24 protein-coding genes are annotated in these 25,565 nt (G+C 53.9%); 13 read left to right on the forward strand and 11 right to left on the reverse strand.

The annotated features are described in order from the left end of the window. Positions 1-165: 165 nt before the first annotated feature. Both B4O97_RS18035 and radC read left to right on the forward strand, forming a co-directional pair. Complete coding sequence (locus tag B4O97_RS18035; protein ID WP_083052916.1) at positions 166-1,053, forward strand: tetratricopeptide repeat protein; 888 nt, start codon at positions 166-168, stop codon at positions 1,051-1,053. Between the two features lie 50 nt (positions 1,054-1,103). Next, entirely contained in the window at positions 1,104-1,808 is a 705-nt protein-coding gene (gene radC, locus B4O97_RS18040; RefSeq protein WP_083052917.1) for a RadC family protein, read from the forward strand. Between the two features lie 154 nt (positions 1,809-1,962). Here the strand turns inward: radC and B4O97_RS18045 are convergent, their stop codons facing one another. The 3 genes from B4O97_RS18045 to B4O97_RS18055 are packed head-to-tail and all read right to left on the reverse strand — an operon-like array spanning position 1,963 to position 5,518. Then, a complete protein-coding gene (locus B4O97_RS18045; RefSeq protein ID WP_083052918.1) occupies positions 1,963-3,867 on the reverse strand; it encodes an NERD domain-containing protein in 1,905 nt (634 codons plus the stop codon). Continuing rightward, complete coding sequence (locus tag B4O97_RS18050) at positions 3,848-4,666, reverse strand: mechanosensitive ion channel family protein (protein WP_083052919.1); 819 nt, start codon at positions 4,664-4,666, stop codon at positions 3,848-3,850. The genes B4O97_RS18045 and B4O97_RS18050 overlap by 20 nt, the downstream gene beginning before the upstream one ends. A gap of 18 nt (positions 4,667-4,684) precedes the next feature. Beyond that, positions 4,685-5,518 (reverse strand): hypothetical protein, encoded by an 834-nt coding sequence (locus B4O97_RS18055; RefSeq protein ID WP_143305809.1) that lies wholly within the window; start codon positions 5,516-5,518, stop codon positions 4,685-4,687. A gap of 61 nt (positions 5,519-5,579) precedes the next feature. Between B4O97_RS18055 and B4O97_RS18060 the strand changes: the two genes are divergently transcribed. Further along, positions 5,580-5,957, forward strand: coding sequence for a hypothetical protein (locus tag B4O97_RS18060; protein ID WP_143305811.1), 378 nt, complete (start codon positions 5,580-5,582; stop codon positions 5,955-5,957). On the opposite strand, the gene cmoB is transcribed toward B4O97_RS18060, so the two are convergent. The 6 genes from cmoB to B4O97_RS18090 all read right to left on the reverse strand — a co-directional run bounded on the left by cmoB (position 5,942) and on the right by B4O97_RS18090 (position 11,755). Next, on the reverse strand, positions 5,942-6,940 hold the full coding sequence (cmoB, locus tag B4O97_RS18065) for a tRNA 5-methoxyuridine(34)/uridine 5-oxyacetic acid(34) synthase CmoB (RefSeq protein WP_083052922.1): 999 nt from the start codon (positions 6,938-6,940) through the stop codon (positions 5,942-5,944). The genes B4O97_RS18060 and cmoB overlap by 16 nt on opposite strands. Positions 6,941-6,948: 8 nt before the next feature. After that, positions 6,949-7,689 (reverse strand): carboxy-S-adenosyl-L-methionine synthase CmoA, encoded by a 741-nt coding sequence (gene cmoA / locus B4O97_RS18070; protein WP_083052923.1) that lies wholly within the window; start codon positions 7,687-7,689, stop codon positions 6,949-6,951. Then, positions 7,689-8,519, reverse strand: coding sequence for an SDR family NAD(P)-dependent oxidoreductase (locus tag B4O97_RS18075; RefSeq protein WP_083052924.1), 831 nt, complete (start codon positions 8,517-8,519; stop codon positions 7,689-7,691). Before B4O97_RS18075 ends, cmoA begins: the two co-directional genes overlap by 1 nt. Before the next feature lie 120 nt (positions 8,520-8,639). Then, entirely contained in the window at positions 8,640-9,482 is an 843-nt protein-coding gene (locus B4O97_RS18080; protein WP_083052925.1) for a carbohydrate ABC transporter permease, read from the reverse strand. 1 nt (position 9,483) lies between these two features. Then, positions 9,484-10,392 carry a carbohydrate ABC transporter permease gene (locus tag B4O97_RS18085; protein WP_083052926.1) on the reverse strand — a complete coding sequence of 303 codons (909 nt, stop codon included), beginning with the start codon at positions 10,390-10,392 and terminating at the stop codon, positions 9,484-9,486. 73 nt (positions 10,393-10,465) lie between these two features. Then, a complete protein-coding gene (locus B4O97_RS18090) occupies positions 10,466-11,755 on the reverse strand; it encodes an ABC transporter substrate-binding protein (RefSeq protein ID WP_158084390.1) in 1,290 nt (429 codons plus the stop codon). A 234-nt stretch (positions 11,756-11,989) separates the two neighbouring features. Between B4O97_RS18090 and B4O97_RS18095 the strand changes: the two genes are divergently transcribed. Together B4O97_RS18095 and B4O97_RS18100 are read left to right on the forward strand one after the other, a co-directional pair. Continuing rightward, positions 11,990-12,760, forward strand: a complete 771-nt coding sequence (locus B4O97_RS18095) for a response regulator transcription factor (RefSeq protein WP_083052928.1) — start codon at positions 11,990-11,992, stop codon at positions 12,758-12,760. Between the two features lie 23 nt (positions 12,761-12,783). Beyond that, positions 12,784-14,538 (forward strand): cache domain-containing sensor histidine kinase, encoded by a 1,755-nt coding sequence (locus B4O97_RS18100; RefSeq protein WP_083052929.1) that lies wholly within the window; start codon positions 12,784-12,786, stop codon positions 14,536-14,538. A 1-nt stretch (position 14,539) separates the two neighbouring features. Here the strand turns inward: B4O97_RS18100 and B4O97_RS18105 are convergent, their stop codons facing one another. Next, positions 14,540-16,441 carry a sigma 54-interacting transcriptional regulator gene (locus B4O97_RS18105; RefSeq protein ID WP_158084391.1) on the reverse strand — a complete coding sequence of 634 codons (1,902 nt, stop codon included), beginning with the start codon at positions 16,439-16,441 and terminating at the stop codon, positions 14,540-14,542. Positions 16,442-16,648: 207 nt separating this feature from the next. On the opposite strand from B4O97_RS18105, the gene B4O97_RS18110 reads away from it, so the two are divergent. The 4 genes from B4O97_RS18110 (at position 16,649) to B4O97_RS18125 (ending at position 20,558) form a co-directional block, all read left to right on the forward strand. Further along, the gene (locus B4O97_RS18110; RefSeq protein ID WP_083052931.1) at positions 16,649-17,662 is read left to right on the forward strand and encodes a TRAP transporter substrate-binding protein; all 1,014 of its coding nucleotides are present in this window, start codon (positions 16,649-16,651) and stop codon (positions 17,660-17,662) included. Between the two features lie 87 nt (positions 17,663-17,749). Beyond that, a complete protein-coding gene (locus B4O97_RS18115; protein WP_083052932.1) occupies positions 17,750-18,220 on the forward strand; it encodes a TRAP transporter small permease in 471 nt (156 codons plus the stop codon). Positions 18,221-18,233: 13 nt separating this feature from the next. Then, entirely contained in the window at positions 18,234-19,517 is a 1,284-nt protein-coding gene (locus B4O97_RS18120; RefSeq protein WP_083052933.1) for a TRAP transporter large permease, read from the forward strand. A 24-nt stretch (positions 19,518-19,541) separates the two neighbouring features. Beyond that, positions 19,542-20,558 carry a 4-hydroxythreonine-4-phosphate dehydrogenase PdxA gene (locus B4O97_RS18125; protein WP_083052934.1) on the forward strand — a complete coding sequence of 339 codons (1,017 nt, stop codon included), beginning with the start codon at positions 19,542-19,544 and terminating at the stop codon, positions 20,556-20,558. A 66-nt stretch (positions 20,559-20,624) separates the two neighbouring features. Here B4O97_RS18125 and B4O97_RS18130 read toward each other — a convergent pair whose 3' ends face one another. Beyond that, the gene (locus B4O97_RS18130; protein WP_083052935.1) at positions 20,625-21,749 is read right to left on the reverse strand and encodes an Ldh family oxidoreductase; all 1,125 of its coding nucleotides are present in this window, start codon (positions 21,747-21,749) and stop codon (positions 20,625-20,627) included. A gap of 198 nt (positions 21,750-21,947) precedes the next feature. On the opposite strand from B4O97_RS18130, the gene B4O97_RS18135 reads away from it, so the two are divergent. From B4O97_RS18135 to B4O97_RS18150, 4 genes are read left to right on the forward strand one after another with little or no spacing between them, the layout of a single operon-like run. Further along, positions 21,948-23,033: a uroporphyrinogen decarboxylase/cobalamine-independent methonine synthase family protein gene (locus B4O97_RS18135; protein WP_083052936.1), complete on the forward strand. Its 1,086-nt coding sequence runs from the start codon at positions 21,948-21,950 to the stop codon at positions 23,031-23,033. Positions 23,034-23,045: 12 nt separating this feature from the next. Beyond that, a complete protein-coding gene (locus tag B4O97_RS18140; RefSeq protein ID WP_083052937.1) occupies positions 23,046-24,215 on the forward strand; it encodes a mandelate racemase/muconate lactonizing enzyme family protein in 1,170 nt (389 codons plus the stop codon). 41 nt (positions 24,216-24,256) lie between these two features. Then, a complete protein-coding gene (locus B4O97_RS18145) occupies positions 24,257-24,685 on the forward strand; it encodes a VOC family protein (protein ID WP_083052938.1) in 429 nt (142 codons plus the stop codon). Then, positions 24,682-25,488: an SDR family oxidoreductase gene (locus tag B4O97_RS18150; RefSeq protein WP_083052939.1), complete on the forward strand. Its 807-nt coding sequence runs from the start codon at positions 24,682-24,684 to the stop codon at positions 25,486-25,488. The genes B4O97_RS18145 and B4O97_RS18150 overlap by 4 nt, the downstream gene beginning before the upstream one ends. Positions 25,489-25,565 lie beyond the last annotated feature (77 nt).

Here is a 25,565-nt window from a genome sequence, read left to right on the forward strand (position 1 = left end):
ACCCTCACTCCCAAAATAGTAAAGGAGCTGACTAAGATTCTTCTTAGACAGCCCCTTTTTTTATCGGTGACAGAGATTCATGGCCGATATCGGGAAGGCCGACTTGAAAGCCGGTCCGGGGAGGGATAGAATATAAACAGGTCGCCCTGATAAAAGAGGTGTCTTATGAAAAAAACCCTTCTACTCCCGCTCTTTTCAATCCTGCTTGTATTCTCCGGTACCTGTGAAGACTTCATAGTAAGTTACCTGAACGGGGATGCATTTCTCCTGACCCGGGGTGACGAGGAGTACCTGGATATAGGAGACCCGGTATCGGACAAAGCCCGGATCCTTATAGAAGAAGGGGGCATCCTCGAGCTTCGGAGGGATTCCCGGAGCTTTACCCTCGCAGGCCCCGGAACCTTTGAACTGGCCTCCGTGCTTGCCCGGGCGGGAAAACGGGAATCAGCCCCCCTGGCGAACCTTCTCAGCAGCCGCATCGACCGCATGCTTTCAAACAGCGAGATAGAAAAACCCTCCAGCGTCATGGGTGTCCGGGGGGCCGCAGCGGAGGAGATGGAGATGGACTGGATCGGTTCCGAAAGCGATCCGTACATATCCCGGGGCCGGGATCAGCTGAGAGAGGGGGATTATTCCGCTGCGCAAAAAACCTTTTCCCAGGGTCTTGAAATTGCCCAGGATTATGGAGAGTCCGATTCAGAAGCCGAACTGGCCTTTCTTCTCTCCTGGACCCTTTCCGTCGAAGGAAGCACAGGACCTGCCCTTCACTCCCTGAGCCTGCTGCAGGTCGACCCCTACACCCCCTGGTACCCTGAATACCGTCTGCTTCATGCCCGGCTTCTTCTGGATTCCGGGGCTTCAGAACAGGCGGCTGAAATACTGAGACAGAACCGCGGGATACAGCCCCTGCAGAAAGAGGACGAGCTGATTCTGGGAATCGCCCTCTTCGAAGGCGGCGGAAAAAACCGGAAGGAAGCCCTTGAAATACTGAACGGGCTCGCCGCGGAGAACGGAGCTGTGGCGGATATAGCCCGCGCCTATTTACAGAAATAATCCCCGTCTTCCTGAAGCGGCTTTACCTTTTTACCGGTTCTATTCTGTATATGGAAACGGTATATGATTCATCAGGATTTAACAGTGCAGAAACAGAGGGCCCCAGGGAACGCATCGCCGCTGCGGGACCGGGAAGAATAGCGGATGTCGACCTTTTAAAGGCCCTTCTGGGCTCCGGAACACGGAACTACCGGGTGGATTCCGTAGCCGGCAGCCTGCTGCGGTACTTTGACAATATGGGAGGCACGAGAAGTCCCAGCTATCAGGATCTCCTCAGCCTTCCGGGAATGGGAACGGCCAAGGCGGCCCAGATTATCGCGGCCTGGGAATTCTGCCGGCGGCGGCTGCGCCCTGCGGAAGCCTCCGTCCGGACTCCTGAGGACCTGATACCCCTTATCCGTCATTACGGAGACAGGCCGCAGGAACATTTCTTGAGTATTCCCCTCAACGGGGCCCACGAAGTGATTGGAATCCACATTGTTTCGGTGGGGCTAGTAAACAGAACGTTGGTGCATCCCAGAGAAGTGTTCCGTCCTGCCCTGGAAAGCTCCGCCGCAGCCCTCATCTGTGCCCATAACCACCCTTCGGGAAGGCTCGAGCCCTCCCGGGAAGACCAGGAAATCACCTTACGTTTACTACGGGCAGGTACGCTATTGGGAATTCCGGTGCTGGATCATCTTATCTTTCACGGGAGCAGATTCTACAGCTTCCTGAGCGAGGGACAGATCCGTCATGGGGGAGAATGGGAAAAGTAGCCGAAAACAAAAAGGGCGGTCTGCCTGACCGCCCCCGACTCTAACAAAAAACTCCGCAAACGGGCAACCCGCCGCAGAGCTCCTCCTTTTTGTTAACAGAATGCTAACACGGAACCTGGAATACCGCAACAAAAATCTTTGGAAACTTTCGGAATCAGCCGCCGGGAAGAATATTGGCGACATAGAGCAGGTACTTGGCCCTGGTACACCCCACATACACCAGTTCATCCGTAATGTTATGGTGCTGCTCCCCAGGGGTAAACGTATAATCGAGAAGGAGGATTACAACATCCGACTCGAGTCCTTTGAACTGGCTGATAGTCCTGAAGCAGATCCCCTTCGAATGGGTCATGATCTCCGGCTCGAGCCTGTAGCCGCATACCGACCCGGCCTGACTGAGGGCGGAGTTCTCGTAACTGAGATTCGACAGGATCGTTATCATGCCCCTGTTCAGCTGGTGCTCCTGAAGCAGAGTCCGGATCGTCTCATCCACAAAGGAGACAACTTCATCACGCTGGGAGAAGTTCTTTTCCACCGGATCGTTCCCGGACATCTCCAGGGGAACGGCAGTAGCGCCGAGACCTGTTTTTCGCACAGCGAAGTCGAGAATGCTGGGGGTATTGCGCAGGTTGTTCTTCAGCCGAAAGATGTAATCCCCCAGCTCCTTTGATGCCAGCAGCTTTACGACGGGAAGCTTGGTGTCGGGCTGAAAGATGGACTGGTTGTCATCGTAAAATATATAGATGACCCGTTCATCCCGGTTGGTAAAAAAGTAGTCTATGCAGTCACACCACTTATCCTCGAAGTCCTGGGCCTCATCGATGACAATGGCATCAAAGGTGTCCTTGAGGGTGTATTCATGGAAAATGAGCTCCAGCGCCGAGGGAAGCCTGTCCGAGAAGAAATCCCGGTCTTCGCTGCAGGCTGAATCCGCGGGGGATCCGGGCAAAAGGGTGTTCAGAACCCGGGCGAAAACCTCATCCTGAAGGAACTTCTCCCTGCGAAAAATGGCCCGCAGGTCCACATGACAGGGGACCTTGGAGATCCAGCGGAGATACTCGAGATAATCCCCCCGGGAATCGAAGAACTCCTCTTCTCCTGTTTCCCGGTAGAGTCTGCCCATGAAAGAGACGAACTCGCGTTTCATTCCGACCTCTTCAAGGATGGCAGCCAGGAAGTCAGCCAGGACCTTCAGGGCGAAGGTATGAAAGGTTTCGATGGTTACCCGGGAAAGACCGCCGATTTTGCGCAGGATCTCATAGCGCAGATTGGAGGAGAAACAGAGAAAAAGAACGTGCTTGCCCTCATCCGCAAGGCGCATTGTTTTTTTAATCGCCAGCCAGGTTTTTCCGGTCCCGGCGGCCCCCTGAAAACCGACCCTGCTTTTATCGTCAAAGAGGTTCAGCAGGTAATCCTGAAAACGGCCAACCGATTCCAGCTCTTCCTGCTGACGGCGCATGGCGAAGAGCATTGAGCGATGCAGAACCATATTGCCTTTGAAAAGTGAGAGAAACTGCTCCCCCTCCTCCCGGGACAGGGAATTGTTCTCCTGGGGCCGGGTATAATCAAAGAGCCGCTGGATCCAGTCATACAGGCGGTCCAGGTTGCCCGCATGCAGAACGTTGAACTCGTTCAGGTCCCGATGCCCGAGATTATCGCTGATTACCGCCTCGGGAAAGCAGACACCCCAGGAGAAAATCCCGGAAAAGGGGGTCCTGAAGTGGTTTCGGTAAAGATCCCGGAAGGCGTACTGGGCGTAACGTGCCTGCCGTACAGGGTCCTTGATGCGGATGCGCTGTCCGTAGCGATTGACGGAAAACCAGGCGCTGTCGATATTCTCAATCTGACCGCCCTTGATCTCCAGGGTAAGGAAGCCCCGATCCTTTTTAAAGATAATAAAGTCACACTCGCCCCGTAGGTTACGGTTCCCGGTCCAGGTCACATTATGAAAAACATGAAACGAGTCATCCAGCTGCTTTTTGAACTGTTCAAACATGAAGATTTCGGCACCGGACTCGATCTGCTCCGAATCCAGTGCCTCAGGATACATTACTGCCATGGGTCTCCTTATCAGTTCCGCTGACGATTTCTATATGAGGATAGGGCAATTCAATGCCCCGGGACGCAAAGGTCTCCAGTAGATCCACGGTTATGCCGTTCTTTACGGCAACATAATCGCTTTTTTCGAACCAGACCCCCAGGAGGGTCTCAACACCGGAAGAGGAAAACTCCGTAAACATGACAAAGGCTTCGGGATTGTTCAGCGCCAGGGGATGCCGGCTGACAACCTGACGCAGCAGCTCCTCCACCAGCCTGAGATCCGTACCATAGGGCACCCGCAGCTTGAAATCCATACGTCGAACCGGGAATTTTGTAATGTTGGTAACCACCGAGGTAATCAGCTTCTGGTGGGGAATCCGGATAAGAGTATTATCGAAGGTCCTGAGGCGTACAGCCAGCAGGTCTACCGCATAGACTACACCGGTTGTGGTCTCCACCTGAATGACGTCCCCGATGGTAAAAGCGTTCTCGGAGACAAGAAAGAGACCGGCAATAATGTTGCTCAGGGAAGACTGGGATGCGACACCCACGGCAACTCCGGCGATACCTGCGGCGCCCAGGATACCGGTGACCTGTACTCCCATGCGGGAAAGAGCTCCCACAAGAACAAAGAAAAGACCCGTGTACCAGACCAGTTTTCGTACTCCCAGCCGGACCTGCTGTGAAGCTCCGCGAAAAAAGAGGGCGATTCCCGGCATAAGGATCATACGGACAAAGGCGATCCCCAGCACCAGCACAAGGCCGCCTTCGAAAAACTTATCCCACTGTATCTGTTCAAGGCGTATCAGATTCTGCATTCTTCTACCCTTTTAATTTCAGTAATAGGAGGCCAGGTTACGGAAAAAATCAAAACTTTTTCGAATAAGACTGCTGTAGCTCGGATTTTTTGGATGCGAGACTCTGCGGACAGATGGTCCTTCAACTTTCTTTTTGAAAGAGAGAGAACTGGCATGTTCGTTACCCCGGAAGGAGAAGATAATATCATCGGTAATAAAGCCCCTGGAGGAAAGATAGAGCCCCAGATACTCCACCCGGATACAGATGCGGCTGAAATCCAGGATCTCCCCGGAGACATTCACCACCTTCATGTCGCACCTGGCGCAATAATAGGGCAGATCCAGCTCATCACTGCGGTGACGGACCTCAAGGGGAGAGGAATAAACGATTTCGCCGCTATCCGGGGCACCGAAGAGGTTCTTGGACAAAATCATGGAGGATACCGTCATCAGGGTACGCTCCTTTTTCAGGGTCTTCAGGTTCAGCACCAGGGGGATCAGGGTGGTAAAAAGAGCGGATTCCCCGTCGGGAAGCAGTATTGGCTCCAGGGGCTGGGCGGCTATGGGGCGATCAGGGAGGGATACCTCCGCCACCAGAAGGTCATTATCGTCATCCACAAAATAGTTTGACCAGGCGGGCAGCTCGGGCTTGGGTTCGACGGAAAACCGGAAAGATCCCTCCAGGGGAGGCCGGTTTCCCATGGCGACACCGTACTGTTCCGCCGAATCCAGAGCCAGGCGCCAGCCGGATTCCTGACGACTGATCCACACCCTGCTCCGTCCGAACTGAAGCAGCCGGACTTCACCGGGGGGCGTGGGCAGATAGTTCCAGACGCTCCCGACACCGGCTCCTTCAATAATGCGATCGTTCATGTTCATCAGTGTAAATAAAAACTGGTCAATTGGCTATCCTTATGTTTATACTGGTCAGCAAATGATGTATCGAATATTAAATGTTCGTCAGGTTCCCGGGGAGGACTTCAAGGTCTGGTTCACCGATGATTACTGGGATCTGTTTCTCTGGATCGACAGAAACAAGCGAATCAGTTCGTTTCAGCTTGGCTATGGAAAACCCTCGGAGGAGCAGATGTTGATCTGGCGCAGGGGCGGCGGCCTCACTGCCGCCAGGGTCAGTGACGGCGAGGAAACCCTCACAGAAAACCGGACCCCCCTGCTCACGGAAACCAGTGACTATGATCTGGATTCGGTAATCGAACGCTTTTCAGGGGACAGCAAAAAAATCAATTCAAAAATCGCCGACTTTGTCGTATCCACCCTCACGCGCTACCGTCAGGCTCAGAGACGCCTGTAGGCGGAAGCGTAAATTCTCAAAGGGGCGGGATAGCCCTCTACGGTCCGCCCGGGGTCTTCCGGATCCAGGAAACTCTCCAGGGACTGGGTGTCCACCCATTCGGTTTTTCGCTGCTCAGTGTGGGTCATGGAAAAAGCTTCATGGATGCGGACCTTCTCAAAACCGCTCCGTTCCAGCATGTTCTTCAGGGCCTTGACCGTGGGAAGGAACCACCATCCCGGGGCCTTCATATAGCGCTTTCCCGGAAAGAGACAGGACTCATCCCCGCCTGGAATTCCGGCGGTTTCAATCACCAGATGTGCCCCGGGCTGCATGGCCGCCGCCAGGTTTTCCAGGGCCATAAGGGGATGCCGCCGGTGATACAGAACTCCCATGAAGAAAACCAGGTCGAAGAAGGGACCGTACAGGGCAAGGTCATCCACACCGAAGAGCTCGAAGGCCAGACGCCTGTCCCGATAAAACTTGCGGTTCAGGTAATAATAGAAGAAGTAGCGCTCCACCGGTTCGCAGCCGATCACCAGGGAGGGATCGTGTTCCAGCATCCGGTACATGTAGTAGAGGTTGTTGCAGCCCACATCCGCGACTCGGCATCCCCGGATATCCGGATTCGCAAGTTCCATAACCCGCCGCCACTTGATATCGCTTCTCCACTCGGCGTCCACCTCAATGCCGGCATACGAGAAAGGTCCCTTCCGCCAGGACTTGAGATCCTCCAGCGCTCCCCGCAGAACCCGTTTCTCCCCGGGGTCCGGACTGAGATCTTCACCAAAACAGACGACGCCGTCGCGTATACCGAAGTCGTCTGTGGAGAAAACCGGCAGCCGTACGGCATTCCGCCACCAGCGCCTGTTGTAGGGGCGGTTCAGCTGACTGCTCATGCTTTCCCGCAGGGCGGCGACCTTTTCCGCATTTTCCCGGGGCAGGGATAACCTGTCCTCAGCCCACTGGTCAAGATACTCTCGGCTAAAATCGACGGATACCACGGAGACCCTCAGCGTTTGAGACAGATAAAGGAAGAAAAATTATACCAGCAGAAGAACCGGTCCACCGAGGCGAATCCTGTGTCGAAAAAGAGGGCCTCCTCTTCCTGGACCGAATAGGGAATCAGAACATTCTCCAGGGCTTCCCGCTTCTGGGAGATCTCCAGCTCCGAGTAGCCGTTGGCCCGCTTGAAATCATAGTATTTGTCTATGAATATGCGGCTCATGTCCGTATGGCTCTGGGTAGTTTTGTCGGAAACGATAAGGATTCCGTTGTGCTCCAGGGATTCGTAGATTTTCCGCACAAGGGCTTCCCGCTTCAGGGGAGAAACAAACTGCAGGGTATAGTTCATCAGGATCACGCTGGCTTTATCCAGCGAGGTATCCTCGATAGACTCGTTGCGAATCACGACGGGAGAATCCTCTCCGTACATCTCCTCCAGTTTTTCCCGGGCCCGCTGGCACATGGCCGGCGAATTGTCCACCCCGACAAGAGAAACGGAATCGAATCCCTTCGCCTTCAGGGCTTCTGCAGCCAGGATCGTACCCGTTGCGGTAGAACAGCCGAGATCATACAGTATGCTCCCGGCCTGGTAGAACTCAGCGCTCAGGGAGGCACTCATCTGTTCGACCTGACGATACCAGGGAATGGAACGGTCGGCCATATCGTCAAATACCCGGGCCACTTCGCTGTTGAACACGAAGGGCGCAACGCCGGGCATCGGGGTGTCGAATATCCGGTCCCGGGGCATCAGTTCATCTCGAAGCCGCCGTCCACGTTGAGGGTCTGGCCGGTCATGTAGTTGGACTCTTCGGAACAGAGGAACAGTACGGCATCGGCCATCTCGTCGGGCAGTCCGGGACGGAGGAGAGGAATCTTTCCTATAAGCCGGTCCACCTCCGCCTGGGCCTTTTCTTCTCCCACACTGCTGATCTTGTCCTGCACATTCCTGCGCCACATGGGGGTATCAACGACACTGGGAGAAACGGCGTTTACATTTATGCTGTAGGGAGCCAGGGCCAGGGCTACCGACTGGGTCAGACTGATAACAGCCGCCTTGGACGAGGCGTAGTGGATCTGCAAGGGCCTGCCTGAACGTCCGGAGATGGAGGAGAAGTTCACGATTTTGCCGAAACACTGACCGGCTTTCGTCTTTCCCACCAGGTCCTCGGGAACGCGTTTTACCATCTCCTTTGCCACGGCCTGCATCAGAAAAGCAGCACCCTTCTGGTTTATATCTATTACAAAGTCCCAGTCCTTCTCGGTAACATCGAGAAACCACTTGCTCTGTACCACCCCGGCGGTGTTTACCAGGATATCGATAGACTTCAGCTCCTCCACGGCCTTGGCCACAGCAGAGTAAATCTCGTCCACCGAGGCAAGGTTGACCTTAAGTGCGAAGGCATCGCCCCCGGCGTTCTTTATTTCCGCGACAGTTTCGGCCAGGGCTTCCTCGGAAACATCCGCCGCGGCGACTTTACAGCCTTCGGCGGCAAGACGTAGTGCGCAGCTGCGCCCTATGCCTGAACCGGCGCCGGAAACCAGGGCGGTTTTCCCGGTAAATCTGGAATAATTTTTCATGCTGTTTCCTCCTTGAAAGCCCCATTCTGCCACATTAGCTGATCCCAGTAAAGCACAGCTGAATTCAAAAGGGCCCGCTGCAGCTGCAGCGGACCCCGGAAAAGGAGGCAATCGGCAGTCCTAACCTTTCAGTCCTGTTGTCGTTATACCCTCAACAAAATATCGCTGGGCGAAAAAGAAGATCAGGATCGGCGGAATCATGGTAAGCAGGGACATGGCCATGAGCTGGTTCCAGCTTATGGCGTCGGTTATATCCATGGACATCCGCAAGGCCAGGGATAGGGGATACTTCTTGACGCTGTTGATGTAGATAAGGGGATTCAGAAAGTCATTCCAGCGCCAGATAAACTGGAAAATTCCGGCGGAAAAGAGAGCCGGCTTCAGCAGCGGAGCCATAATCCGGGTAAAGATGGTAAAGGAGTTACAGCCGTCGATATAGGCGGACTCATCCAGCTCTTTTGGAATTCCCCGGATAAACTGCACCATCATGAAAATAAAGAAGGAGTAGGTGGCAAACATCGCCGGGACAATAAAGGGCAGATAGGTGTTCAGCCAGCCCAGGCTCCGGAACAGAATGTACCGGGGTATGATGATCACCGCGTTGGGCAGCATGAGCTGGGAGATCATCAGTATAAACAGGAGCTTCTTGAAAGGAAAGCGGAAGCGGGCGAAACCGTAGCCCACCAGAGCGCTGGAAACAATCGTTCCCAGAACGGTGGGAATAACCATCAAAAAGGTGTTGATAAAGAAGGTCCCGTAGGAATACTGCCCGGATCCCTGCCACCCCCTGGCATAGGCATCGGTAACCAGCTCTCCGGGGATAAGTCCCAGGGAGGTAAAAATCTCCTGGTTTGTCCGGAACGAGGAGGCAAAGAGCCACAGCAGGGGATAGACCATTACCAGACCCAGCAGGGAAAGAAAGATGTAGGCCGCAATCTTGTTCTGTTTTATATCAACTCTCATCTCAGTTCTCCCCGTCTTCATAGTGGGTCCAGTAGGGCGACGATTTGAATACCATCGCTGTAAAGGCCATCATTATGGCAAAGAGAATCCACGACAAGGCGGATGCATAGCCCATCTTGAAGAAATTAAAGGCGTTTTCGTAGATCATGAGGCCATAGAGGTAGGTCGCCTTCATGGGACCGCCGTTGGTAATGACAAAGGCGGGGGTAAACTGCTGGAAGGCGTTTACCATCTGCATGATCAGGTTAAAGAAGATCATGGGGGTAATCAGGGGCAGGGTAATATTCATAAATGTCCGGATCCGGCCGGAGCCGTCCACCGTGGCAGCGTCATACAGATCCCGGGGGATCTGCTTGAGGCCCGCAAGAAAGATTACCATGGACGAACCGAACTGCCATACCGTCAGGAGACTTATAGTATAGAGAGCCAGGTCAGGATTTCCCAGCCAGTCAATTCTCGGTAGATGCAGGGTCGAGAACAGCTGATTTATCAGCCCCTGTCGGGCAAAGAGAAACTTCCACAGGATGGAAACGGCGACACTGCCGCCGAGAATGGAAGGCATATAGTAGACTGTCCGGTAAAAGTTCACATACCTGATTTTCAGGTTGAGGACCATGGCAATAAAAAGAGCGAAGGCCAGTTTCGCCGGAACCGCGATAAAAACATAGATCAGCGTAACCTTCAGCGACTGCAGAAAGGTTTTGTCATCGCTAAAGATCTGAATGAAGTTCTGCAGGCCGACAAACTTCGGCGGTGTCAGAATCGAGAAGCGGGTGAAAGAGTATACCAGCGATGCTATAAACGGATAGAGCTGGAACGCCAGCATCCCGATAAGCCAGGGGCTGATATAGAGGAATGCAGCGTAATTATACCTCTTCCGTGCTTTCAGTTTTGCCGTTGCGGTATTCATGTTCAGAAATCCTTATAAAGCCCCCTCCCTTCCGGGAGGGGGGTACGATTCATTTCTTCTCGAATGGATAGAATTACAGCTGTGACAGAACCTTCTCCAGGTCCTCCATCATCTGAGTTGCAGCTTCCTCGGGAGTTAAAACCTTGTATCCGACCTGCTGTACGTAGTCTTTTACAATAGTCTCTATCTCTTTGTTCAAGCTGGGACCATTTTCCGGACCGCCGCTGTAGGGCAGTGCAAGATTGACTGCGGTAACGACATCGGTATCCAGTTCGTCTGCTGCAGCCAGAATATCCCGCGCCCTGGATGTCGGGGGAACACCGCGACAGTCTTTAAGGATATTGATGGCTTCTTCGGAATTGAAGAACCAGTCGATGAATTTAATCGCTTCTTCCTTGTTGGCTGATCTGCTGTTTACAGCCAGAAGCTGGGAAGGTGTAGTCTGCAGCCCGGGATTTACCGCATCCTCGGGAATCGGAAAACGGGCAACGGTCATGTCAAAGGTTGTTGCATTTTTTACAGTAGTATAAACGGATGCCCAGGATGAAATCATTCCGTAACTGCCGTTCAGCCAGTTGGGGATCTGGTCCCAGCCCTTGCCGTCATAGAGAACGGTCTCTTCCAAGGGTGCAAAGGCCCCCGACTCAAACGCGCCATCAATATATTCCAGAACCTCCACCAGGTCCTGCTTTTCAAATCCGAAACTGAGATCGTCTTTTATAAAATTGTTACCGGTTTTCTGTTTCAGCTGAATTTTTATGACATACCAGAAGTGCTGCGGCTGAAGCCCCATAAGGTACTTATCTTCACCCAGGGCCCTGACCTTGCCGCCATAATCAAGAATATCCTGCCAGGTCCAGGATTCCTTTACCGGAATACCCGCGTCCTTCAGGAGCGGTGAATTGAGGGTCAAGCCGAAGGCATTCAGTCCGGTTGGCAGCCCGAGGAGATAATCCCCGTGAGCACCATAGGCTCTGGTGAATTTCATATCGAAGCCGCTCATGTCGATCTTGTCCGTCAGCGTATTCATATCAACAAATACTTCACCCTGGGCAGCCAGGTCGTGGACCCATTTGTAATCGATCTGCACCACATCGGCGGCGGTCCCCCCGGCCAGCTGGGTAACCAGCTTCTGATAGTAGGAATCGAATCCGCCGTATTCGGCCTCGATTTTTACGTTGGGGTTCTTTGCCTCATAGGCTTCGATGGCAGCCAGTGTTGCCTTGTGCCGGGTATCGCCCCCCCACCAGGAGAACCGTAAGTTCACCTGGTCCGAAGATCCGTCGGCAGATTCACCCTGACCACCGGCGAAAACCAGCCCGGCGGACAGAACAATAACAGACAGTAAAAGTAGTTTTCTCATTTTCTCCTCCTTTAAGGATAAACAGTAGAAATACATGAAAAATGGTACCATCCTGCAGGAAATCACATAAGAGCCAATGCTTATGATTATGGTATGAAGAATTGGTACCCTCAAAACAGGAACCTTTGAAAAAGACACTTTTATTGCGAAAGGTTGCATTACTTAAGATCCGTTAACATAAACAGATTGCAGGTTTTTGAAAAGAGATGATAGTATTACCACCACGGCTTAGCAATGTATACCTTGTTGATAGTTGACGACGAATACGAGATACGCAACGGACTCTCCAACCTGTTCCCCTGGCACGAGACGGGCTTTCAGGTCCAGGCTGTCCGTGAGAACGGCCGGGAAGCTCTGGATTATATTATTGAGCATCCCGTGGATGTGGTGCTCTGCGACATCATGATGCCCGAACTGTCCGGAATAGAGCTGGCCAGAGAACTCCGGGACAGGCATCCCCGGATAAAGGTCGTCTTTTTAAGCGGTTACCGTGATTTTGAATACGCCCGCAAAGCCCTCTCCTACGGGGTCAGAAACTATATTGTCAAACCGACAAAATACTCTGAACTCAGCCACGTCTTCCATCAGTTGAGGGAAGAACTCGATGAAGAGCAGTCTTTATCCGGACCGCAGGGCCCGGATAAAACTGAAGCCGAAGCTCCTCAGGAAGGCGGCCTGCAGGAGCGGATCATAGCCAGGGTACGGAAATATATCGATACGAACTGTCACGATGCAAGCCTCGAGAAGGCCGCCGATCTGGTCCGTATGAATCCCCACTATCTGAGCAAACTTTACAAACAGGTTACGGGAGTAAATTTCTCCGATCACCTCCTGGGAGTAAAGATGGACAGGGCTGCGGAACTGCTGAGGGGCATCAACTACAGGACCCATGAAATCAGCCGAATGCTGGGCTATAGCTCCCCCAAGAGTTTTTCCCGGGCCTTCAAGCAGTACTATGGAATGAGCCCCAGGGAATTCCGGAACTCAAAACCTCCGGTTGAGTAATTCAAAAAGAGAAGGATTCTCCCATGGTGGAACACAAGCAGTCGCGCTTCTTTTTACGAAATTTTGCCCTTTTTCTACTGCCGGTTTTCGTATCTCTTATGCTGCTGGGATCCATATCGATTGCCATAACCCAGAAATTCGTACGGGAAGAGATTGACCGGAAGGACAGTATTCTGCTCGGTCAGATCATGGCGGCGATTGAAGTAATGCTCAATGAGATGGATTCCCTGAATCTGAATTTCGGGACCAATCCGGAGATCAACTTCGGCTTGAAGCGCATCCTCAGAAGCGATCCCTACAGCCTGACAAATACGGAAATAGACAAACTCTCCATGATCAGAAACTTTATCGACGCCCCGGCGAACTCCCGCCCCTATATTCATTCCATTTACGTATACATGAACAACAATTACGGCCGGCTTCTGACTACAACGGAGGGCCTCACATCCCTGGATACCTTTTTCGACACTCAGTGGTTTGTACGTTTCCAGACCTCCCCTGCCGAATCCCTTATGTGGACGGAGGTTCGGAACATTCGTCAATACGCCTTTGAACGGGAATCGAAAAGAATTCTGAGCATATACCGCAGGCTCTTTTCGTCGGGGGTAGCCCGGACCGACGGGGTGATTGTTCTCAACATTAACGCCGCATATATCGAAAACCTTCTGAGTTCCCTGCGAATATACCCTGAGCAGCGTCTTTTAATCAGTGACGGCGAGGGAAACGTCCTTTTCGGGAATCCTCCGGAGGGATTTTCCGCCAAAGCCATTGTTTCAGACACGGAAAATTCCTACTCCGTATCCCGGCTCGAATCCCGGCGTTACGGCTGGAACTACATCTCCGTAGTACCCACGGAGATTATCTACGACATCCCGTCCCGCCTGAGCCTGATAACCTTCGGCGTATTCGTTTTATCAGCACTGATGGGACTGACAATAACCTACGTGCTTACCCGACGAAATTACCGCAATATCCAGAATATTATCTCCATTATCGATTCTGCGGAGAACGACCAGCCCCTTCCGCCCGGGCCCTCCGGGGTACATGACGAATACGGGTATATCGTCCAGAACCTGCTTAAAACCTTCATCGAACGCAGCTACCTGAAGGTCCAGCTCTCCGAAAGAATGTACCGAACCCGGACTATCGAGCTCCTGGCCCTGCAGTCCCAGATGAACCCCCACTTTCTCTTCAATACCCTGGAAACCATCAACTGGAAGATCCTGGGCTTTACCGGAAAACCCAACGAAGCAAACGAAATGATTACCAACCTCTCGGACGTTCTGCAGTACTCCCTGAGGGGGGATCAGCGGGAGGTCTCCCTGGAGGAAGAGATCGAAAACACCAGAAGTTACATCGCCATACAGAAAGTCCGCTACCGGGACAAATTCGAGGTTATCTGGGACTGGGACGAAGAACTCCTTGAGTGCGGAGTCATGAAACTTCTTTTACAGCCTCTGGTGGAAAACTCCATATACCACGGTATTAAAACCATCAAGGGTTCCGCCGCAATCTTTATAACAATCCGTTCGGCAGGAGAAACCCTGGAGCTTACGGTTCGGGATACCGGTAAAGGCATGTCTCCGGAGGACCTGGAGAAAATCCGGGATTCAATAAAGGAAGAGCGGGAAGAAAAGGACCTCTCGCACCATATCGGTCTGTATAACACCAACAAACGGCTGAAGCTGCTTTACGGAAAGGAATATGGCCTGTTCATTGACAGCCTGCCGGGAAAGGGAACCACAGCAACGGCAGTTCTGCCCCTGCATATTTCCTAGTTCACTCCTGCCCCAGGGACTTCATTTTTCGCCACAGGGTACTTCGGCTTATCCCCAGAGAACGGGCCGCCTGGGAATAGTTACCTCCCGCAGCCTCAACCGCAGTAAGGATGGCCTGCTTCTCCAGAGTTTTCAGCTCCGGAACCGTATCTTCCTGCAGAGCTGCTGTATCAGGTAAGGAGGATCTCGCCGGAGTATCAGCGGAGAGCCCCTCTATATCGCCGCAGTCAACTATGTTCTCCTCGCACAGGGCGGAGAGACGTTCGCAGAGATTGGCCAGTTCCCGTACATTCCCCGGCCATGAGTAGGACTCCAGCAGTCCCATGGCGCCGGGGTTTACCGCGACTCCTGGAAGTCCCATACGGCTGCGATAGAGATTCAGGTAGTGCTTCATGAGCAGGGGTACATCCTCCCGGTGCTGCCGCAGGGGGGGCACATTGATGCGCAGCACATCGAGACGAAAAAGAATGTCCTGCCGGAATTTTCCCTCCTTCGCCATGGCTCCAAGGTCCTTGTTGGTGGCGGCTATGATCCTGACATCGATGGGAATGACCCGGTCGTGACCTATGCGCATGATCTCCCGTTCCTGGAGCACCCTCAGGAGTTTGGCCTGCAGGGGGAGCGGGATTTCCCCCACCTCATCGAGAAAAATGGTCCCCTCGTGGGCAATTTCGAAGAGCCCGGCCTTTCCGCCCTTCATGGCGCCGGTAAAGGCCCCTTCGGTGTATCCGAAGAGTTCACTTTCCAGAAGCTGCTCCGGCAGGGCTGCACAGTTGACCGCCACAAAGGGACCCTGGGACCGGGTACTCATGCGGTGAATGCTGTGGGCAAAGAGTTCCTTTCCGGTACCCGTCTCTCCGAAGATCAGCACATTGGCATCCACTTTACTGAACTTTTCGGCAGTGCTGATGGCCGTTTTTATCCTGTCGCTCCGGCCGACGATATCCTGAAAGCCGTATTTAGCCGTATGTCCCTTGGTAAGGATTTTCTTGCGGATCTTGTTCTCTATTTCCACAATCCGGCTGACGTTCTGAAGGGTCGCTACAGCCCCTGTAACGACGTTGTCGATCCTGATGGGTACAAAGTTCGCCGCCACATGGGAATCGCCCACGAGTTCCAGGGCCCCCAGGTCCTCTTCTCCCCGTTCAAGAACCCTGGAGATGCTGTCCGATGAGAGCACCGACTCCACCGGACGCCCCAGAATACTCCTCTGAAAACCCAGCATCCTGGAAGCGGAGGTATTCACCGCAGTGATGCGGCCGGACCTGTCCACCGCGAGAATTCCCTCATGGGTATAATCCATGATGATCTGAAAAAACTCGGCCCGTTCCCTCTCCTTTTCCTTTATTTCGCTGGTACGGATCGCTTCGTCCACCGCCTGCTTGATGGCATCCTCCCTGCTTTTTATCCAGGTCGCATTGAGTCCCGTCTGCAGGGCGAAATTGTAGGTCATGAGTCCGCCGACAATGGCATCGGCTCCCCGTTCAACGGCATCGTGGATATAGTAGGAGGCATCACCCTCCTTCTCCACGCGGTAAACCATCACCTCTATGTCCATGATGTTATTGAGCACCGGGGATCCGTAAACCATATTTACCGAGCCGATTACAGCAATTTTTCTTGCCCCGAAACGCCGTTTACACTCATCCAGGGCGCAGATTACATCGTATCCCGTAACCGGGATCTCCACCACGGTGATTTCAGGATGATACTCCCTGAGGGCTGCACAGGTTATTCCCCTGGCGATAATGATATCACAGTCAAATTTCAGTTTCCGTACATCTTCGGTACCGACGATATGAGTGGTATCAAAACTGACATCCCTGTGTCGCGCCTCCGACAGGTACTTGTGGACCGTCTCTTCCAGATCATAATAGGGAATAACAAAGGTAATCTTGAGCATGAGAAATTGTATCATACTGAAACAGGTGTAGCAAGCTGAATCGTATCATAGTAAAACAGTTTAACCGGCCGGGGTGGAGGGAAGAAATCCTATAGTGGTTCTATGTAATTGCCAGATATATACTTACCAACTTTCGCGGTTTTTTGGCACAAGTATTGCAGTAGAGTATATACCATTAACCACATTCATAATAAGGAGTGTACAATAATGAAGAAAGCACTGGTTTTTATGGTACTGTTGTTAGCAACTGCGGGAATCGTCTGGGCAGGCGGCGGACAGGAAGGAGGTGCTGCAAGCGCCGAAAAACCTGTGGTACTGAGAATCGCTCATACCCATACCGAAGAAGGTCTCTATTACAAAGGTTCAGAAAAGTTCAAGGAACTCGTTGAAGCCAATTCCAACGGCCGCATCGTCGTTGAGCACTATCCCAACGGACAGCTCGGAGCCGACAAGGACATTCAGGAGAGTATCAAGCTCGGAACCCTGGAACTGGGTCTATCCTCCTCTCCAGTCGTATCCCTGAACGATTACTTCAAGCTGCTCGACGCGCCTTACCTCTTTGTTAGCCGTGAGCACGTAAGCAGGGCCCTGGACGGTGAACTGGGAGAGAAGATGGCGAAGCCCCTGGAAGCCCAGAACATCAAACATCTGGGTTACTGGGAGAACGGTTTCCGGCAGATCACCAACAACGTCCGTCCCATATACACCCCCTCCGACCTGGCGGGTATCAAGCTCAGAACCCCTGAAAGCCCGGTGCGGATGAGCACCTTCAAGGCCTTTGGAGCCAATCCCGTTGCCATGTCCTTTACCGAGGTTTTCGGAGCCCTGCAGCAGGGGATCATCGACGGACAGGAGAACCCTCTTGCAACCATCTATCAGGCATCTCTCCATGAAGTGCAGAAGTACCTTTCCCTGACCGGACACGTCTACTCCGCGGTTCACCTGCTGATGAACAACGAGCTTTTCCAGTCCCTGCCCGCAGACCTGCAGAAGGTTCTCGTGGATGCCGGCAAGGAAACCGCCCGTTACACCAGGCAGCTCGGTGCCGAAGCCGATGCCAAACTCGCTGACGTAATGGCTCAGGAGGGCATCGAGGTCAATGAAGCGGATGTAAAATCCTTCGTAGATCTTTCCAAACCCATCTGGCAGACCATCGCTTCCGAAAACAAGTTTCAGGATGCAGGGGACATAATGGATCAGATCGCGGCCCTGGCCGACTGATTACAGGTTCCCTCGCGGAACACGGGCAGCCCCGCGGGGCTGCCTCTTTTTTACGACCGACCTGACAAAACCTAAAAGGAGCACAGAATGAAAGAGAAGCTTGACAGGCTTGTCGATTCCCTGATGGGGGTACTGGTACTCGGCATGACCGTCGTAGTCTCGATAGCCGTCTTTTATCGCTATGTACTTGATCAGCCCCTATCCTGGACCGAAGAGATAACCCGAATGTTCATCGTCTGGCTCTCCTTTCTGGGAGCCTACGCCGCCATGAGAGAAAACAAGCATATCGGCTTCGATCTGCTGGTTGCCAAATTCTCCCCCAGATTCAAAGCCCTGACCGACCTGGTGGGGCAGATCCTGATCGGAATCTTCCTTCTTGTCGTAACCTACCAGGGCTTTATCTTTTCCTATGAATTTCTCGGAGTAACCATGCCCTACACGGACATATCGATCGGCTGGTTCTATTACAGCGTTTTTCCCGTGACCGGAATCCTGATGGTAACCCAGACCGTATTAGCCATCCTCCAAACCCTGAAAAACCTCAAGGCCGCACAATAAAGGAGGGCCCCAAATGTTAGTTGTGTTAATTTTCGGCCTTATGGGCCTTTTTATAATGCTGAACCTGCCGGTGGCCTTCGCCCTGGGAGTAACATCCCTGGCCTTCCTTACCTTTGCCACCAATGTTCCCCTTATCGTCGTTGTGCAGCGTCTTCTGCTGGGGGTCGACAGTTTTACCCTGCTGGGGGTTCCCCTCTTTATCTTCGTCGGAATCATGATGAACCGGACCAACCTGTCCCAGAAGATTGTCGACTTCGCCATGGCCCTGGTAGGGCACATGAAAGGGGGGCTGGCCATGGTTAACGTTGTAACCAGCATGTTCTTCGCGGGCATCTCCGGCACATCCATGGCTGACACTGCCGCGGTGGGAGGAGTCATTATCCCGGCGATGATCGAAAAGGGCTACAAGCCCTCTTTTACCGGGGCCGTTACCGCGGCTTCCTCGACCATCGGAATCATCATTCCCCCCAGCGTCCCCATGATTCTTTACGGTGTTTTCGTGGGATTGTCCGTACCGACCCTGTTCATAGCAGGACTTCTGCCGGGAATCATGATCGGTGCGGCCATGTGTCTGGTATCCCTTATCATCTCCATAAAGGAAGGTTACGGCTCCGAGACAAAGTTCTCCCTGAAGACCCTGGCTAAAACCTTTGTCGAGAGTATCCCCGCCCTGATACTGCCCCTCATTATTCTGGGCGGAATCATGGGGGGAGTATTCACCACCACCGAGGCTGCAGGAGCAGCGGCGTCCTACATAATTCTGTACGGTCTCGTTACCAGAGAACTGCCGCCGAAAAAGATATTTGCAGCGGCAAAAGAGTCCGCTCTCCTTTCGGGACAGGTAATGATTATCATCTCCGTGGCCAACCTGCTGGGCTGGGTCTTTGCCTACGCAAAAATTCCCCAGCTTCTGGTTAACCCTTTCCTGAACCTGACCACCAACCCCTACCTCTTTCTGTGGATCGTCTCTGCCATTCTGATTGTGGCAGGTACTTTCCTCCACGGAACAGCCATGCTGGTCATCGTCATACCCCTTTTCCTTCCCATCGCGGCAAAACTGGGTATACACCCCTTCCACTTTGCCATGGTGGTCATGATGTGCTGGGGTATCGGTCAGCAGACTCCTCCGGTAGGTTCAGCCCTCTACATCACCTGTACCCTGGCGAAAATAGATATGTGGACCCTGACCAAAGCGAACATGCCCTTTGTGGGTTCCCTGATCGCCATCCTGGCCATGGTTATCCACCTTCCTGATTTTATGGTATTCGCCATCCCCAGGGCACTGGGAATGTTATAAACCGAGCATCCAAGGAGTTAAAGAATGTCTTCCGACAAGAAAATCAGAATAGCTGTCACCCTCGGTGATGCCGCCGGCATAGGCCCGGAGCTGACAGCAAAACTCCTGTCTGACCCAACGGTCTTCGACGGGACCAGAATCATCCTGATAGGGGACCAGCGGCAATGGGAAACCGGTATCTCCGTGGCAGGCGTCAAGGCGCCGGTCCCCAGAATTATTGAATCCCCGGACCAGATAGACAGCACCCCAGGAGACTTCCTGCTGCTGGACTACCCCACCCTGGACCCCTCGACGGTGGAATACAGCAAGGTGGATGCCCGTGCGGGAAAAGCCGTCCTGGATACCCTGCTCTTCGCCATCAAGGTTATCCTGGAACAGAAACTCGACGGCTTCATCTTTGCGCCCCTGAACAAGGAAGCCATGCATAAAGGCGGGTCTCCCTACGGCAGCGAGCTGGAACTCTTCAAGGAGCATTTTCCGAACCACAAGGCCCTGGAAGAGATTAACATCCTGGATGAATCCTGGACCATGAGGGTAACCTCTCATGTCGGGATTCGGGATGTCGCTTCCATGATAAGCAAAGAGAACGTACTGGCCGCCATTCGTTTTGTCAACGCCGCCATGAGGGCCTACGGCAAGGAGAATCCCAGGCTCGCGGTTGCGGCCCTGAACCCTCACGGCGGGGAGCATGGCCTCTTCGGCGACGAAGAAGGACGGGCCATCGAACCAGCGGTCGGGGCGGCCAGGGCCGAAGGAATCAGCGCGGAGGGACCGTTCCCCTCCGATACGGTATTCATCAAGCTCAGGGACGGTATCTACGACGCGGTAATCGCCATGTACCATGACCAGTGCCAGATAGCTACCAAGCTGATGGGTTTCCACCGGGGGGTCACCTACCATGCCGGTTTTCCGGTCCCCATCACCACACCGGCCCATGGTACCGCCTTCGATATCGCGGGCCAGGGAGTTGCGGATGTCGGTGCTACCCGGCACGCATTCAAGGTGGTTCGAAATATTGCCCTCAACGCACGCAAAGCCTGAGGACAGAACCCAACAAGAAAACAGCAGAACAAAACGGTCTGCCGGTTCTCCTGACCAGGACGGGAATCAATCCCAGGGGAACCGGTAGTCCATCTTCCAGCGATCCCGGAGTTCCTGCATCTGTTTCTGCAGCACCGGCGGTACGGGACAGCCCCGGGTCTTCCGGTAGTTCCAGGCGATCCACTCCTTTTCTCCCGCAGTGTAGATACGCTCCTCCCCTTCAGCCTTCTGCGAGCTTCGCAGGTCCCGCATTATGGCCCCGGCTATTCGTTTGAAAGTCTCGAGGCCCATAAAAAATTCGGTATTAATGGCAATAAAAAAGTGGCCCAGGGGGTAAGGAATACGCTTTCCCTCTTCGTCAAAGCCGTTGAGGTCCCGCAGGAAGGAACCGCCCTGCAGGGCCGCGGACAGGACTTCAACCACCGTGGCATATCCGTAGCCCTTGTAACCCGCCCCTTCCTCTCCGAGACCACCCAGGGGAGCCAGGGCAGCCCCTCCTGTGGTCAGGTCTTTCAGCACCTGCTGTGTATCCGTTCGCGTCTTTCCGTCCCGACCTATTACCCAGCCGGGAGGAAGCTCTTTTCCAGAGCGGCCGTACATCTCTATCTTGCCCCGCTGGGTCACGGAGGTAGCACAGTCGAGAACAAAGGGGAACTCCTCATCCGTGGGAAAACCGATGGTGAGAGGATTCGTCCCCAGCATATTCTCCACACCGAAGGTGGGGGCAATGGAAGGCCTGGCATTGGTTCCTGTAATTCCGATCATCCCCGCATTGCAGGCCATCAGGGCGTAGTAGCCTGCGATACCATAGTGGGTGGAGTTTCTGACAACAGACATCCCCATCCCGTGCTTCCCTGCCTTCTCGATGGCCATTTCCATGGCTGTTTTCGCCACCACATGGCCCATCCCGTTATTTCCGTCCAGGACAGCACTTGTCTCGGTCTCTTTTACCACATCAATACTGGTTACCGGATTCAGGATTCCCTGATCGATACGATCGATATAGATCGGCTTGAGCCGTCCTATACCGTGGGAATCGATTCCGCGTTTATCCGAGGTAATCAGTACATCCGTAACTACCCGGGCGTCTTTTTCCGGTACACCGCTTTTTATGAGGCAGTCCTTCATGAAGCTTTCCAGCAGATCAAAATCAACCCATGAACAGTCTGCATATTCATCCTGATATGCCATTACACCCCCTTATTACAATGCACGTATAATACCCTATAAAGATACTCCAGGCCTGCCGGAATAATCAAACCTCAAAATACCGAGTCAGATCTTTATTGACATTTTCCTTCTGGCAACAATTTCATTGACACAACACCCTTTTCGCCCTAAGATTAGTTTTCATAGTATACAATCGCTAAAAATGACGAGGAGTTCGCCATGTGCGCTTTCCCCTTTGGGAACGATCCTGCAAAGATTGAAGGCTACCGAAAGTTCTGGAACCGAAGTCCCGCAGCGCGGCCCCTCGTAGGATTCTCCTATAAAAGCTGGTTTCCCCTGGACGAGTTCTCCGCCAGCTCAGGCTGGAAACAGGACAGCGTTCTCAGTCCCCGGATGGTTCGACCCCGGGAGTTCCTTGACGATCAGGAGCGCCTTTTACGAGAAGGGGAGGAAATCGAGGACGACATTCTGCGCGGAGCTTCCCCCTCCCAGGCGATTTTCTGGGGCTGCGGAACCCTGGGCAGCGAGATGCACATTATGCCTGGAAACATCGTCGCGGTGGACCGCGCCCTTGACTGGGATCAGGTGAGCGATGTCTCCCTGGACGCCCACCGGGGCAGTCCCTGGTTCAACACCTACATAGAGTTCATCGACGAACTGGTGCAGCGTTCCCGGGGACGCTTTCCCGTATCCCACGGAACCCTGGTCGGGCCCCTGGATTACGCGGTATCCCTTCGGGGACACGAGCAGACCGCCGTGGATTTGATGCTGGACCCGGACAAGGCCTTCGACCTTCTCCTCAGGCTGGCGGATTTCTTTATCCAGATCACCCAGGAGGCCTGGAACCGAATACCCCTGTTTCACGGCGGTTACTACGACGCCCAGTACCAGCTCTGGTCTCCGGGATCCATCGTCCGCCTGCAGGAGGATGCGGTGGCAGTCATCTCTCCGGACCTGTACAGGAAGTACCTGAGCCAGGTGGACCGCCGTGTTGCCTGTCAGTTCGAGAATACCTTTATGCACCTCCACGCAACATCCATGTTTATCCTGGACCAGCTCCTGGAGATTGAAGAGATTCGCGCCTTTGAAATCAACAATGATGTGGGCGGTCCCCCCGTAAAAGAGATGCTCCCCTACTTTCAGATGGTACAGAAAGCAGGGCGCCCCCTGTTGATCCGGGGCTCCTTTACCGAGGATGAGCTCAAGCTTCTCATGGATTCCCTCGATTCCGCAGGTCTCTATCTTTATATAATGGTAGCCGACGGCGAGGAGATTTCCCGCCTGAAACCCATCGTCGGCATGTAAACAGGAGCAGCAATGAAGATACGCGATATCCGCACCCATCTGTTAAAGGCCCCCCTGGGGGACAAACGTTTTTACTCCTCCCAGGCAGCCTTTCCCGCCCGGACGAGTCTTCTGGTAGAGGTCATCGCGGAAGACGGCCGTGTCGGCTGGGGCGAAGGTGGGCAGTGGGGCCCCACGGAACCGCCTGCCGCAGTGATTGAACAGATATTCAAGCCCATGCTCATCGGCCGTTCCGTTCACGACGTTACCCGGATCTGGGAAGAACTCTACGGCTACACCCGGGATTTCGCCCGCAGGGGACCCTACCTGGAGGCACAGAGCGCCCTGGACGTGGCTCTCTGGGACCTGAAGGGACAAGACCTGGGGGTGCCCATCCATTCCCTCTTCGGCGGAGCCTTCCGGGATTCCGTGCCCGCCTACGCCACGGGCTGCTACTACCGTGGTGCGGACGTCCATGACGAGGCAGCCGTGCTGGAGGCCCTGAAAAAAGAGGCGGCATCCTACGTTGAGGCAGGTTTTTCCATCCTGAAAATCAAGACCGGCCTGTGGCCTGTAGACAAAGATGCCAAACGCATCGCCGCCGTCCGCGAAGCCGTGGGACCGGATATTGCCCTGCTCTCCGACGCAAACCACGCCTACAGGGCCTCAGATGCCCTTCGGGTGGGAAGAATACTGGAAGAGTACGGCTACCTTATGTTCGAGGAACCGGTTCCTCCGGAGGACCTGGACGGTTACCGGCGCCTCCGTTCTTCCCTGAACATCGCTATTGCCGGAGGTGAGTGTGAATATACCCGCTGGGGCTTCCGGGACCTGATCGTCGGCGGAACCCTGGATATCGTTCAGCCGGATATTTCCGTAGCCGGCGGACTTTCGGAGTTCGCCAAGATCCTCGCCCTGGCCACCGCCTACAATCTGATGGTGCTTCCCCACGTATGGGGCTCCGGTATCGCCCTGGCAGCCTCGCTCCAGGCCCTGGCGATTATCCCCGAGTCCCCCTACCGGGCATTCCCCCTCCCCTTCGAGACCGAGCCCATCGTTGAGTTCGACAGAAACCCCAATCCCCTGCGGGACGACCTCATTACCACGCCCTTCAGCCTGGTTGACGGACGCCTACCGGTTCCGCAGAAGCCCGGACTGGGAGTGGAGGTTAACCGGGAGGTACTGAAGAAGTACACAACCTGACCGCAAGGTCGATTGTCAATAATTATCACAGGAGTCTGTGTATGTTTACCAAACTTGAACATGTTGCTTTAAGTGTAAAGGACATTGAACGTTCAATTGAGTTCTACCGTGATGTAATCGGGTTCGAGGTAAAAATGCGTCTGGAACCGGATCCCAAACTTCCCCAGGAAAAGGTGGTAGCCCTCAAGGGCGCTGCACCCCGGATTGCTCATCTGTACCTGGGAGGATTCATGCTGGAACTCTTTCAGTACCTGAGCCCGGTTGGTCGTCCCATCCCCGAGGATTTTACCCAGGCGGACAACGGTTTCACCCACATCTCCCTTACCTCCACCGATACCCGGGCCGACTACAAGTACCTGGTGGAAAAAGGCGTAGAGTTCCTGAGCGAACCGACGGAATTCCGCCCCGGTGTCTGGATCTGCTTTTTTAAAGGACCCGACGGAGAAATCGTGGAGGTACGGCAGACATGAAGCTCGGACTTGAAGGCTCCCGGGCTGTAGTCACCGGTGCCGGAGGAGCCATCGGCGGCAGCATCGCCGAGCTCCTGGTAAAGGAGGGCGCCAGGGTGGCTATCTGGGACATCTCCGCCGAAAAGGCCGGGGAGGAGGCAAAAAAACTGGGAACAGACAGGGCCTTTCCCGTCACCTGCGACGTTACCAACCATGCCTCCATAAAAGTTGCCATGGAAAAATCCGTCGCCCAGCTGGGGGGCCTGGACATACTGGTCAACTGCGCAGGAGGCAGCCACCCGACCACAACGACCTCGGAGGAGCTTCCCTTCTTCGATATTCTTCCCGACGATATGCGCAGGATCATGGACCTTAACTACCTGTCCGCGGTTATGACCTCCCAGGAGGCGGGACGGATCTTCGCCAGGCAGAAAAAGGGAGCGATACTGAACATCTCTTCCATAGCAGGTATTCTTCCTGTTACCCGGGGAATCAGCTACTCCAACGGCAAGGCGGCGACCAACAGCCTGACCAAATGGCTGGCGGTACACATGGCCACCAACTACTCCCCGGACATCCGGGTAAACGCAGTTGCACCGGGCTTTCTGCTGACCGAGCAGAACCGCTTTCTGCTCTTCGACGAAAAGACCGGCGAACCCTCACAGCGGGGCAGAACAGTCATGTCCCAGGTTCCCATGAGACGCTACGGGACTCCTCAGGAGATCGCCGCCATGGCGGTATTCCTTGTATCGGAGCCGGCCAGCTTTATTACCGGTTCGGTTGTCCCCGTGGACGGAGGACTCACCTCTTTCCTGGGAGTATAGAATACGGATTAATCAGAAAAAGGGGGCTGTCTAAGAAGAATCTTAGTCAGCTCCTTTACTATTTTGGGAGTGAGGGT

It is taken from the genome of Marispirochaeta aestuarii (genome assembly GCF_002087085.1).
Lineage (GTDB): Bacteria > Spirochaetota > Spirochaetia > JC444 > Marispirochaetaceae > Marispirochaeta > Marispirochaeta aestuarii.